Source organism: Pseudomonas citri (assembly GCF_025336485.1).
Lineage (GTDB): Bacteria > Pseudomonadota > Gammaproteobacteria > Pseudomonadales > Pseudomonadaceae > Aquipseudomonas > Aquipseudomonas citri.
The window spans coordinates 1-13,091 of the sequence record NZ_JAODAB010000029.1 but is presented as its reverse complement, the minus strand read 5'-3'; the positions used below and the strand labels follow the sequence as shown (position 1 = coordinate 13,091).

Below are 13,091 nucleotides of genomic sequence, written 5' to 3'. Positions count from 1 at the left end.
GTCTTTCAGAAATCAAGGTGGCTGCTTCGCGAGCAAGCTTTGCTCCCACTTGCTCGGTGTATCAGGTACAATTCCCGGCTATTTTTCGGCGGGCCATGCCTGCAGCCTTTTTGAGTGTTGATCCGTGAGTGATTTGAGTCATATCCGCAATTTCTCCATCATCGCCCACATTGACCATGGCAAGTCGACGCTGGCTGATCGCTTCATCCAGATCTGCGGCGGCCTGGCCGAGCGTGAAATGGAAGCCCAGGTCCTGGACTCCATGGACCTCGAGCGTGAACGCGGGATCACCATCAAGGCCCACAGCGTTACCCTCTACTATAAGGCCCGCGACGGCATCACCTATCAGCTGAACTTCATCGACACCCCCGGTCACGTCGACTTCACCTACGAAGTCAGCCGGTCGCTGGCCGCCTGTGAAGGCGCCTTGCTGGTGGTCGATGCCGGCCAGGGCGTCGAGGCCCAGTCGGTCGCCAACTGCTACACGGCCATCGAGCAAGGCCTGGAAGTCATGCCGGTGCTGAACAAGATCGACCTGCCCCAGGCCGATCCGGACCGCGTGAAAGAAGAAATCGAGAAAGTCATCGGCATCGACGCCACCGACGCGGTCACCTGCAGTGCCAAGACCGGCCTGGGCGTGGACGAAGTGCTCGAGCGCCTGGTGGCGACCATCCCGGCGCCGACCGGTAACGTCGAAGATCCGCTGCAAGCGTTGATCATCGACTCCTGGTTCGACAACTACCTGGGGGTGGTCTCCCTGGTTCGCGTGCGCCAGGGCCGCGTGAAGAAAGGCGACAAGATTCTGGTCAAGTCCACCGGCAAGATCCACCTGGTGGACAGCGTCGGTGTATTCAACCCCAAACACACCGCCACCGTCGATCTCAAGGCCGGTGAAGTGGGCTTCATCATCGCTGGCATCAAGGACATCCACGGCGCGCCGGTGGGTGACACCCTGACCCTGAGCTCGACCCCGGATGTCGACGTATTGCCCGGGTTCAAGCGTATCCAGCCGCAGGTCTATGCCGGCCTGTTCCCGGTCAGCTCCGATGATTTCGAAGATTTTCGCGAAGCCCTGCAAAAGCTGACGCTCAACGATTCGTCCCTGCAATACACGCCAGAAAGCTCCGACGCCCTGGGCTTCGGCTTCCGCTGCGGGTTCCTGGGCATGCTGCACATGGAGATCATCCAGGAGCGCCTGGAGCGCGAGTACGACCTGGACCTGATCACCACGGCGCCGACGGTAATCTTCGAGCTGTTGCTCAAGACCGGTGAAACCATCTACGTCGATAACCCGTCCAAATTGCCGGACTTGTCATCGATCGAGGACATGCGCGAGCCGATCGTGCGCGCCAATATCCTTGTGCCTCAAGAGCACCTGGGCAACGTCATTACCCTGTGCATCGAGAAGCGTGGCGTGCAGCACGACATGCTGTTCCTCGGCTCGCAAGTCCAGGTCACCTATGACCTGCCGATGAACGAAGTGGTGCTGGATTTCTTCGATCGCCTGAAATCCACCAGTCGCGGCTACGCTTCGCTGGACTATCATTTCGATCGCTACCAATCGGCTAATCTGGTGAAGCTGGATGTGCTGATCAACGGTGACAAGGTCGACGCCCTGGCGCTGATCGTGCACCGGGACAATGCGCACTACAAAGGTCGCGCGTTGACCGAGAAGATGAAGGATCTGATTCCGCGGCAGATGTTCGACGTGGCAATCCAGGCCGCCATTGGCGGGCAGATTGTGGCGCGGACAACCGTCAAGGCGCTCAGAAAGAACGTATTGGCCAAATGCTACGGTGGCGACGTCAGCCGTAAGCGCAAGCTGTTGGAAAAGCAGAAGGCCGGTAAAAAACGCATGAAGCAGGTCGGTAACGTGGAGATTCCACAGGAAGCCTTCCTTGCGGTGCTCAGGTTGGATAGTTAGGTCTTATGTCGCTAAATTTCCCGCTGTTGCTGGTTATTGCCGTGTTCGTCTGCGGCCTGTTGGCGTTGCTTGATCTGTTGTTCCTGGCGCCGCGGCGCCGGGCGGCCATCGCCTCTTATCAGGGCAGCGTCAGCCAGCCGGATGGCCTGGTGGTCGAAAAGCTCAACAAGGAACCGCTGCTGGTCGAGTACGGTAAGTCCTTCTTCCCGGTACTGTTCATCGTGCTGGTGCTGCGCTCGTTCCTGGTGGAGCCGTTCCAGATCCCGTCCGGTTCGATGAAGCCGACCCTGGACGTGGGCGATTTCATCCTGGTGAACAAGTTTTCCTATGGGATCCGCCTGCCGGTGATCGACAAGAAGGTCATCGAGATCGGTGATCCGCAACGCGGCGATGTCATGGTGTTCCGCTACCCGAGCGACCCGAACGTCAACTACATCAAGCGTGTCGTCGGCCTGCCGGGCGACACGATCCGCTACACCGCCGACAAGCGCCTGTTCGTCAACGGTGAGTCGGTCGCCGAACAACTGCTCGGCTCCGAACCGGGCACGTTGGGCAGCGCGGAACTCTACAAGGAAAAACTCGGCACGGTCGAACACCTGATCCGCAAGGAAATGAGCCGCTACCGCGCAACGCCGGACCACTCGTGGACCGTGCCGGCGGGGCACTATTTCATGATGGGCGACAACCGCGACAACTCCAACGACAGCCGCTACTGGGATGATCCGAACATTCCCAAGGACCTGCTGGGCATGGTTCCCGACCGCAATATCGTCGGCAAGGCCTTCGCGGTCTGGATGAGCTGGCCGGAGCCCAAACTTGGCCACCTGCCGAATTTCTCGCGGGTCGGCCTGATCAAGTAATCACACACGGCGCTGTTGAACACAGCGCCGAATGCATTTCTGGAGCCTGCTAGGGTTTATATGAAAAGTCGCCGAGCAGCGATCAGGCAAGGCGAAAACAGGCGAGGAACGGCCGGGGTCGCGCCCGACTTTACTGATTGTAAATGAGCATTCCGAGCCTGTTTTCAACGCAGCATGATCGCCGCGCAGGCACTTTTCGTACAAACCCTAAGGCGCCAACGATAGTCAGGACGTTATTTTTGAACACAGCGTTAATTGTCCCAAGCCAGCGGCGCCCCATGGCCGCAGCGGTGGAATCCAGCCACGAACTCAGCGTGGGTAAGCCGTGAGCGTTTCTCTAAGCCGTCTCGAGCGTCAGCTCGGTTACACCTTCAAGGACCCGGAACTGATGCTCCTGGCCCTCACTCACCGCAGTTTTGCCGGGCGCAACAACGAACGCCTGGAATTCCTCGGTGATGCCATCCTCAACTTCGTGGCGGGCGAGGCGCTGTTCGAGCGTTTTCCATTGGCCCGTGAAGGCCAGTTGTCGCGTTTGCGCGCGCGTTTGGTAAAAGGTGAGACCCTGGCCGTACTGGCCCGTGGTTTCGACCTGGGCGACTACCTGCGCCTGGGCTCCGGCGAGTTGAAAAGTGGCGGGTTCCGTCGCGAGTCGATCCTGGCCGATGCCCTGGAGGCATTGATTGGCGCGATCTACCTGGACTCGGGCATGGAAGTGGCGCGCGAGCGCGTACTGGCCTGGTTGACCTCCGAGATCGACAGCCTGACGCTGGTGGACACCAACAAGGACCCCAAGACCCGTCTGCAGGAATTCCTGCAATCGCGCAGCTGCGAGTTGCCGCGCTACGAGGTGGTGGACATCCAGGGCGAACCGCATTGCCGGACCTTCTTCGTCGAGTGCGAAGTGGTATTGCTGAATGAAAAAAGCCGCGGCCAGGGCGTAAGCCGTCGCATCGCCGAACAGGTGGCTGCCGCCGCCGCACTGATCGCCCTGGGCGTGGAGAATGGCAATGACTGATACAACCGTCACCCGCTGCGGCTATGTCGCCATCGTCGGCCGGCCGAACGTGGGCAAGTCCACGCTGCTGAACCACATCCTGGGCCAGAAGCTGGCGATCACCTCGCGCAAGCCCCAGACCACCCGCCACAACATGCTCGGCATCAAGACCGAAGGCGACGTGCAGGCGATCTACGTCGACACCCCGGGCATGCACAAGGGCGGCGAGAAGGCTCTGAACCGCTACATGAACAAGACCGCCTCGGCGGCGTTGAAAGACGTCGACGTGGTGATCTTCGTGGTCGATCGCACCAAGTGGACCGAAGAAGACCAGATGGTCCTCGAACGCGTCCAGTACGTGACCGGTCCGTTGATCGTGGCGCTGAACAAGACCGATCGCATCGAAGACAAGGCTGAACTGATGCCGCACCTGACCTGGTTGCAGGAGCAGTTGCCGAACGCCCAGATCATCCCGATCTCTGCCCAGCACGGTCACAATCTCGACGCGCTGGAGCGGGTGATTGCCGAACACCTGCCGGAAAACGAGCATTTCTTCCCCGAAGACCAGATCACCGACCGCAGCAGCCGTTTCCTCGCCGCCGAGCTGGTGCGCGAGAAAATCATGCGCCAGATGGGCGCCGAGCTGCCGTACCAGATCACGGTCGAGATCGAAGAGTTCAAGCAACAGGGCAAGACCCTGCACATCCATGCGTTGATCCTCGTTGAACGTGACGGCCAGAAGAAAATCATCATTGGCGACAAGGGCGAGCGCATCAAGCGCATCGGCACCGAAGCGCGCAAGGACATGGAGCTGCTGTTCGACTCCAAGATCATGCTCAACCTGTGGGTCAAGGTGAAGGGCGGCTGGTCCGATGATGAACGGGCGTTGCGGTCGCTGGGCTACGGCGACCTCTGATCTTTCTGGATGCGTTCCATTGTGAGAGCGAGCTTGGTGGGAGCAAAGCTTGCTCGCGATACAAGCACTGCAATTCTGAATGACCGCACCCACTTCATCGCGGGCAAGCCTTGCTCCCACATTGGTTCCAGGTTGTTTTATACAATTGCGCTCATTCATTGAGAGCTGCGACCTCCATGTCCCCCACCCAACCCATCGCCCAACCCGCCTACGTCCTGCATTCGCGCGCCTACCGCGAAAGCAGTGCCCTGGTGGACTTCCTGACGCCGCAAGGACGGTTGCGGGCGGTGTTGCGAGGCGCTCGGGGCAAGGCCGGGACGCTGGCGCGACCGTTCGTACCGCTGGAAGTCGAATTTCGCGGGCGCGGCGAGTTGAAGAACGTCGGGCGCATGGAAAGCAGCGGCGTCGCCACCTGGCTCAACGGCGAAGCGTTGTTCAGCGGCCTGTACCTCAATGAGCTGCTGATCCGCCTGTTGCCTGCCGAAGATCCCCATCCTGCGCTCTTCGACCATTACGCCGCCACGCTGCTGGCCCTGGCCGAGGGGCGAGCGTTGGAGCCCTTGCTGCGTTCGTTCGAATGGCGCCTGCTGGACGAACTGGGCTACGGCTTTTCCCTGGACACCGACCTGCACGGCGCGCCCATCGCCGCGGACGGTTTGTATCGCCTGCAAGTGGACGCCGGGCTGGAGCGGGTCTACCTGCTCCAGCCCGGTCTGTTCAACGGTACCGAGCTGTTGGCCATGGCCGAAGCGGACTGGAGCGCCCCGGGTGCCTTGCCGGCGGCCAAGCGGCTGATGCGCCAGGCGTTGGCGGTTCATCTGGGTGGCCGGCCGCTGGTCAGTCGCGAGTTGTTTCGCAAGCCCTGATCTACCCGTATGCTGTGGGCCGACTATCTGCCCATTCAGGAGCGCTTTTTCGTGAGCACCAGCAATCGCATTCTTCTCGGCGTGAACATCGACCATGTCGCCACCCTGCGCCAAGCCCGTGGTACGCGCTACCCGGACCCGGTCAAGGCCGCGCTGGACGCGGAAGAGGCGGGTGCCGACGGCATCACCGTGCACTTGCGTGAGGACCGTCGTCACATCCAGGAGCGCGACGTGCTGTTGCTCAAGGATGTGCTGCAAACCCGCATGAATTTCGAAATGGGCGTGACCGAGGAGATGATGGCGTTCGCCGAGCGCATCCGCCCGGCGCACATCTGCCTGGTGCCGGAGACGCGCCAGGAGCTGACCACCGAAGGCGGCCTGGACGTGGCCGGGCAGGAGGCGCGGATCAGGGCGGCCGTGGAGCGTTTGTCGAAGATCGGTGCCGAGGTCTCGCTGTTCATCGATGCCGACGAGCGACAGATCGAAGCCTCCAAGCGTGTCGGTGCCCCGGCCATCGAACTGCACACAGGCCGTTATGCCGATGCCGAAACCCCGACGGCTGTGGCCGATGAGTTGCAACGGGTCGCCGACGGCGTCTCCTTTGGCCTGGCCCAGGGCCTGATCGTCAACGCCGGCCATGGCTTGCACTACCACAACGTCGAGGCGGTAGCGGCCATCAAGGGCATCAACGAACTGAACATCGGCCATGCGCTGGTGGCGCATGCGTTGTTTGTTGGCTTTAAGTCGGCGGTGGCGGAGATGAAAGCGCTGATCCTGGCGGCCGCTAAATCCTGATCCCCTTTCAACCCTTGTGAGAGTGTCCCAGGGGGAGTTCCCACAGGCTCCCCACAGACCCACAGGCTCCCAACAGGCTTGCAGGCTCATTCCCTCAGAGGGGTAGGGCGGGCTGTCAGAGCGGCGGGGTTTCCGTATTCGGCTTGCTCTTGTCGATACCCGGCACGTGCAGGTTGCCCTCGGCCACCTGGTTGCCTTCGAGCTGCGGTTGCGTCACCCAGGTCAGGATGTCGTAGTAGCGACGGATGTTCGCCACGAAATGCACCGGCTCGCCGCCCCGGGCGTAGCCGTAGCGGGTCTTGCTGTACCACTGTTTCTGGGACAGGCGCGGCAGGATCTTCTTCACGTCCAGCCACTTGTTCGGGTTCAACCCTTCCTTGGCCGCCAGCTTGCGGGCGTCGTCCAGGTGGCCGCTGCCCACGTTATAGGCGGCCAGGGCGAACCAGGTGCGGTCCGGCTCCTCGATGCTCTCGTCCAGTTGATCCTTCATGTACGCCAGGTACTTGGCGCCGCCCATGATGCTTTGTTTCGGATCCAGGCGGTTGGACACACCCATGGCCTGGGCGGTGTTCTGGGTCAGCATCATCAGGCCGCGGACGCCGGTCTTGGAGGTGACTGCCGGTTGCCACAGCGATTCCTGGTAGCCGATCGCGGCCAGCAGGCGCCAGTCGACCTTCTCTTGCTTGGCGTAGGTCTTGAAATGCTGTTCGTATTTGGGCAGCCGTTGCTGCAAATGCTGGGCGAAGGTGGTGGCGCCCATGTAGCCGAGGACATCGACGTGGCCGTAGTAGCGGTCTTTCAGGCGTTGCAGGGTGCCGTTCTTCTGCACCTTGTCGAGGTAGTCGTTGATTTCGTTGAGCAGGCTGTTGTCTTCGCCGGGCGCCACCGCCCAGCTCTGGCTGCGGGCGTCGCCCAGGTCGAAGGCCACGCGGACGTTGGGGAAGTACACCTGGTTCATTGCCACTTCGTTGGAGTCCACCAGGGTCAGGTCGATCTGGCCTTCATCGACCATGCGCAGCAGGTCGACCACTTCCACCGCGTCGGACTCTTCGTACTCGATGCCCGGGTATTGCTGTTTCAACTGGGCCAGCTGTTCGGCGTGGGTACTGCCCTTGAGCACCATGATCTTCTTGCCGGCCAGGGCTGAGGCGTCGGTGGGGCGTGACTGGCCGTTACGGTAGATGACCTGCGGGGTGACTTCCAGGTAGGAATGGGAGAAACGCACCTGTTTCTTGCGCTGCTCGCTGCTGACCAAACCGGCGGCGGCCAATACCGGGCCGTTGGGCTTGCCGATCTGGCTGAACAGGTCGTCGAGGTTGTCGGCGGCCTCGATCTTCAGCTCCACCCCCAAATCGTCGGCGAAGCGCTTCACCAGCTCGTATTCGAAGCCGGTTTCACCGTTACGATCCTCAAAGTAGGTGGCGGGGCTGTTTCGGGTAACCACCCGCAGCACGCCATCCTCCTTTACGCGCTCCAGTGTGTTGGGTTTCTCAACACAACCACTGAGCACCAGGAAGAGTCCGGTTGCGATCAGCCACCTGGCGTATCGCGGACGCAAAGCCGTTGGGGAAAACATCTGCGCAGTATACGCAAACGGCCCCTGACACCATATCTCGACAGCAAAAGGCCAGTCTGCTAGCGGTTGCAAAACGTGTCCGTAACGCGTGCGGGCCGGCGCTCGGCGGGGGCTGCCACTGGCGAAAAATATCTTGGTGGGGCGAGGCCAATCCCTTCGCGACGGTGGCATTCATGCAAAGACCGACATTCGGCCTGCATCGTGTATGCCGTTTCGGGTGCCGTCGGCGGCGGTTTAGGCTAGAATGCACGGCCTCAAAGCACACCCCCTTCCCGAGGCTGTCCCGAAGATGTTGATCCTGCGCGGCGCTCCTGCCCTTTCTGCCTTTCGCCACAGCAAACTTCTTGAGCAACTGAGCCAGAAAGTGCCGGCTGTCAGTGGCTTGTATGCTGAATTCGCTCACTTCGCCGAAGTCACCGGCGGTTTGACCGGCGACGAACAGCAGGTGCTCGCGCGCCTTCTGAAGTACGGTCCAAGCGTTCCAGTCCAGGAGCCGACTGGTCGCCTGTTCCTGGTGCTGCCGCGTTTCGGCACCATTTCGCCATGGTCGAGCAAGGCCAGCGATATCGCCCGCAATTGTGGCCTGTCGAAAATCCAGCGCCTGGAGCGCGGCATTGCCTTTTATGTGGCCGGTGAATTCAGCGAGGCCCAGGCCCAACTGATCGCCGAAAGCCTGCATGACCGCATGACCCAGGTCGTATTGGACAACCTCGAGCAGGCCGCCGGCCTGTTCAGCCACGCCGAACCCAAGCCGCTGACCGCCATCGACGTCCTGGGCGGTGGCCGCGCCGCGCTGGAAAAAGCCAACGTCGAGCTGGGCCTGGCCCTGGCCGAAGACGAGATCGATTACCTGGTCAACGCCTTCCAGGGCCTCAAGCGCAACCCCCACGACATCGAACTGATGATGTTCGCCCAGGCCAACTCCGAGCACTGCCGCCACAAGATCTTCAACGCCAGTTGGGACATTGACGGCCAGAGCCAGGAAAAAAGCCTGTTCGGCATGATCAAGAACACCTACCAGATGCACAACGAAGGTGTGCTTTCGGCCTACAAGGACAACGCCGCGGTAATCGTCGGCAACGTCGCCGGCCGCTTCTTCCCGAACCCTGAGACCCGCCAGTACGGTGCGGTCCAGGAGCCGGTGCACATCCTGATGAAGGTCGAGACCCACAACCACCCGACCGCCATCGCCCCGTTCCCGGGCGCGTCCACCGGTTCCGGTGGCGAGATCCGCGACGAAGGCGCCACCGGCCGCGGTGCCAAGCCCAAGGCCGGTCTGACGGGTTTCACCGTGTCGAACCTGCAGATCCCGGGGTTCGAACAGCCGTGGGAAAAACCCTACGGCAAGCCTGAGCGCATCGTCGACGCCCTCGACATCATGATCGAAGGCCCCTTGGGCGGCGCGGCGTTCAACAACGAATTCGGCCGTCCGGCCCTGACCGGCTACTTCCGTACCTTCGAACAATCCATCGCCACCCCGCGCGGCGAAGAGGTTCGCGGCTACCACAAGCCGATCATGCTCGCGGGCGGCATGGGCAACATCCGCGCCGAACATGTGCAGAAAGGCGAGATCGTGGTCGGCTCCAAGCTGATCGTCCTCGGCGGCCCGGCCATGCTCATCGGCCTGGGCGGCGGCGCCGCTTCCTCCATGGCCACCGGTACTAGCTCGGCGGACCTGGACTTCGCTTCGGTCCAGCGGGAAAACCCGGAAATGGAACGTCGTTGCCAGGAAGTCATCGACCGTTGCTGGCAGTTGGGTGACAAGAACCCCATCAGCTTCATCCACGACGTCGGCGCGGGCGGCCTGTCCAACGCCTTCCCGGAACTGGTGAACGACGGTGGCCGTGGTGGCCGCTTCGAACTGCGCAATGTTCCGAACGACGAGCCGGGCATGGCCCCGCACGAAATCTGGAGCAACGAATCCCAGGAACGTTACGTCCTGGCGGTCGGCCCGGCCGATTTCGAGCGCTTCCAGGCCATCTGCGAACGCGAGCGCTGCCCGTTCGCCGTGGTCGGCGAAGCCACCGCCGAGCCGCAACTGACCGTGACCGACAGCCACTTCGGCAACAGCCCGGTGGACATGCCGCTGGAAGTGCTGCTGGGCAAGGCCCCGCGCATGCACCGTTCGACCGTTCGCGAAACCGAGCTGGGCGATGACTTCGATCCGTCCACCCTCGACCTTGCCGATTCCATCGAGCGCGTCCTGCACCACCCGGCCGTGGCGAGCAAAAGCTTCCTGATCACCATCGGCGACCGCACCATCACCGGCCTCGTGGCCCGTGACCAGATGGTCGGCCCATGGCAAGTGCCGGTGGCCGACGTGGCCGTCACCGCCACCAGCTTCGACGTCTACACCGGCGAAGCCATGGCGATGGGCGAGCGCACGCCGCTGGCGCTGCTGGACGCCCCCGCGTCGGGCCGCATGGCGATCGGCGAGACCCTGACCAACCTCGCGGCCTCGCGCATTGGCAAGATCTCCGACATCAAGCTGTCGGCCAACTGGATGTCCGCCGCTGGCCATCCGGGTGAAGACGCCCGCCTGTACGACACCGTCAAGGCCGTCGGCATGGAGCTGTGCCCGGAGCTGGGCATCACCATTCCGGTGGGCAAGGACTCCATGTCCATGGCCACGCGCTGGAAGGAAGAGGGCGTGGACAAGAGCGTGACCTCGCCGCTGTCGCTGATCGTGACCGGTTTCGCCCCGGTCACCGACATCCGCCAGACCCTGACCCCGCAGCTGCGCATGGACAAGGGCACCACCGACCTGATCCTGATCGACCTGGGCCGTGGCCAGAACCGCATGGGCGCCTCGATCCTGGCCCAGGTGCATGGCAAGCTCGGCAAGCAAGCGCCGGACGTTGACGATGCCGAAGACCTGAAAGCGTTCTTCGCTGTGATCCAGGGCCTCAACGCCGACGGCCACCTGCTGGCCTATCACGACCGTTCCGACGGCGGCCTGCTGACCACCGTGGTGGAAATGGCCTTCGCCGGCCACTGCGGCCTGAACCTGACCCTGGACAGCGTGGCCGAATCGGCTGCTGAGATCCCGGCGATCCTGTTCAACGAAGAGTTGGGTGCGGTCATCCAGGTTCGCCAGGACGCCACCCCGGACGTGCTCGCCCAGTTCAGCGCCGCGGGCCTGGCCGATTGCGTCTCGGTGATCGGCCAGCCGATCAACAACGCGCACATCAACATCACCTTCAATGGCGAAAACGTCTTCGAAGGCCAGCGCCGCCTGTTGCAGCGCGAGTGGGCACAGACCAGCTACCAGATCCAGCGCCTGCGCGACAACGCCGAGTGCGCCGAGCAGGAGTTCGACGTGCTGCTGGACGAAGACAACCCGGGCCTGCACGCCAAGCTCAGCTACGACGTCAACCAGGACGTGGCCGCGCCTTACATCAAGAAAGGCATCCGCCCACAAGTGGCGGTCCTGCGCGAGCAGGGCGTCAACGGCCAGGTGGAAATGGCGGCGGCGTTCGACCGTGCCGGCTTCAACGCGATCGACGTGCACATGAGCGACATCCTCGCCGGTCGTGTCGACCTGAATGACTTCAAGGGCATGGTCGCCTGTGGTGGCTTCTCCTACGGTGACGTGCTGGGTGCCGGTGAAGGCTGGGCCAAGTCCGCGCTGTTCAACAGCCGCGCCCGCGATGCATTCCAGGGCTTCTTCGAACGCACCGACAGCTTCACCCTCGGTGTGTGCAACGGTTGCCAGATGATGTCCAACCTGCACGAGCTGATCCCGGGCAGCGAATTCTGGCCGCACTTCGTGCGCAACCGTTCCGAGCAGTTCGAAGCGCGCGTGGCGATGGTCCAGGTGCAGGAATCGAACTCGATCTTCCTGCAAGGCATGGCCGGTTCGCGCATGCCGATCGCCATCGCCCACGGTGAAGGCCATGCGGAATTCGAAAGCGAAGAAGCGTTGCTTGAAGCTGATCTGTCCGGTTGCGTGGCGCTGCGTTTCGTCGACAACCACGGCAAAGTCACCGAGACCTACCCGGCCAACCCGAACGGCTCGCCGCGCGGGATCACCGGCCTGACCAGCCGCGACGGCCGCGTCACGATCATGATGCCGCACCCGGAGCGTGTGTTCCGCGCGGTGCAGAACTCGTGGCGTTCGGACGACTGGAACGAAGACGCGCCATGGATGCGCATGTTCCGCAACGCCCGCGTCTGGGTGAACTAAAGGCGTGTACAAGCTCTGCTTCTTCGTCCCGGCCAGCCATGTGGACGAGGTCAAGAACGCCGTATTCGCCGCCGGTGGTGGGCGGATCGGCGACTATGACCACTGCGCCTGGCAAGTGCTGGGCCTGGGCCAGTTTCGTCCTTTGGACGGCAGCCAGCCGTTCATTGGCGAGGCGGGGCAGGTTGAGCAGGTCGAGGAGTGGAAGGTCGAGCTTGTCGTTGCTGATGAGTTGATTCGTGGAGTAGTGGAGGCGCTGAAACAGAGCCATCCCTACGAGACGCCGGCGTATGAGGTGTGGCGGTTGGAGGACTTTTGATCTTCCTGCGCTTGGATCGCTTAAATGAAAAACCCGCTGAGTAGATCGGCGGGTTTTTTATTGGGGGCGAGTTTTGGGTGTATATCCGTTGCTGCGGTCACGGCTGCTTAGGGTTCCGCCCTGACGGCGGCTCACTTTTTTTCAAACGCCAAAAAAAGTAAGCAAAAAAGGCTTGGCCCCACCACTGGGCACCTCGCCAAGGCTCGGTGTTCCCTCACTCCGGCATTGCTCCGTGGGCCCGCCGCGAAGGGCCCTCCATGGCCCAGCGCGGCTATCCCGGCCTCCATGCCGGGATGCCCACTACGCAACGCCTGCGTTCGGCCCTTGTGGTTAATGGGGCCCCAAGATCAAAAGCAGGATCAAAAGCCAAAGCGAGGCGGCCTAACGGCCGACCTGGGTTTTCTGGCTGTATCTAGATTCATCTGTGGGAGCAAAGCTTGCTCGCGAGGCGGCCTGACAGCCGGCCTGTTTCTCTCAAGTGCACCCAATCCAATTGTGGGAGCGAGCCTGCTCGCGATGGCGGCAGCATAGCCAACATCATCCGATAGCGGTGGCTCAGCTAAAGAAATGCAGGTATGTGAGCTGTTGCTGTTGCTGTTGCTGTTGCTGTTGCTGTTGCTGTTGCTGTTGCTGTTGCTGTTGCTGTTGCTGTTGCTGT

General features: G+C 62.1%; 9 protein-coding genes. 8 read left to right on the top strand and 1 reads right to left on the bottom strand.

Features of this window, described 5'->3' with window-relative positions; genetic code table 11:
* Positions 1-124: 124 nt before the first annotated feature.
* The 6 genes from lepA to pdxJ all read left to right on the top strand — a co-directional run bounded on the left by lepA (position 125) and on the right by pdxJ (position 6,355).
* On the top strand, positions 125-1,924 hold the full coding sequence (lepA, locus tag N4Q37_RS23780) for a translation elongation factor 4 (RefSeq protein WP_260962228.1): 1,800 nt from the start codon (positions 125-127) through the stop codon (positions 1,922-1,924).
* A 5-nt stretch (positions 1,925-1,929) separates the two neighbouring features.
* Positions 1,930-2,784, top strand: coding sequence for a signal peptidase I (gene lepB / locus N4Q37_RS23775; protein ID WP_260962226.1), 855 nt, complete (start codon positions 1,930-1,932; stop codon positions 2,782-2,784).
* A gap of 325 nt (positions 2,785-3,109) precedes the next feature.
* Positions 3,110-3,799: a ribonuclease III gene (rnc, locus tag N4Q37_RS23770; protein WP_260962224.1), complete on the top strand. Its 690-nt coding sequence runs from the start codon at positions 3,110-3,112 to the stop codon at positions 3,797-3,799.
* Complete coding sequence (gene era, locus N4Q37_RS23765) at positions 3,792-4,694, top strand: GTPase Era (RefSeq protein WP_260962222.1); 903 nt, start codon at positions 3,792-3,794, stop codon at positions 4,692-4,694. The genes rnc and era overlap by 8 nt, the downstream gene beginning before the upstream one ends.
* Positions 4,695-4,870: 176 nt before the next feature.
* Entirely contained in the window at positions 4,871-5,560 is a 690-nt protein-coding gene (recO, locus tag N4Q37_RS23760; RefSeq protein ID WP_260962220.1) for a DNA repair protein RecO, read from the top strand.
* A 51-nt stretch (positions 5,561-5,611) separates the two neighbouring features.
* The gene (pdxJ, locus tag N4Q37_RS23755; RefSeq protein ID WP_260962219.1) at positions 5,612-6,355 is read left to right on the top strand and encodes a pyridoxine 5'-phosphate synthase; all 744 of its coding nucleotides are present in this window, start codon (positions 5,612-5,614) and stop codon (positions 6,353-6,355) included.
* A 115-nt stretch (positions 6,356-6,470) separates the two neighbouring features.
* On the opposite strand, the gene mltF is transcribed toward pdxJ, so the two are convergent.
* Entirely contained in the window at positions 6,471-7,931 is a 1,461-nt protein-coding gene (gene mltF / locus N4Q37_RS23750) for a membrane-bound lytic murein transglycosylase MltF (RefSeq protein ID WP_260962217.1), read from the bottom strand.
* Positions 7,932-8,220: 289 nt separating this feature from the next.
* Between mltF and purL the strand changes: the two genes are divergently transcribed.
* Both purL and N4Q37_RS23740 read left to right on the top strand, forming a co-directional pair.
* Positions 8,221-12,117 (top strand): phosphoribosylformylglycinamidine synthase, encoded by a 3,897-nt coding sequence (gene purL, locus N4Q37_RS23745; RefSeq protein ID WP_260962215.1) that lies wholly within the window; start codon positions 8,221-8,223, stop codon positions 12,115-12,117.
* 4 nt (positions 12,118-12,121) lie between these two features.
* Positions 12,122-12,433 carry a Nif3-like dinuclear metal center hexameric protein gene (locus tag N4Q37_RS23740; RefSeq protein WP_123578175.1) on the top strand — a complete coding sequence of 104 codons (312 nt, stop codon included), beginning with the start codon at positions 12,122-12,124 and terminating at the stop codon, positions 12,431-12,433.
* Positions 12,434-13,091 lie beyond the last annotated feature (658 nt).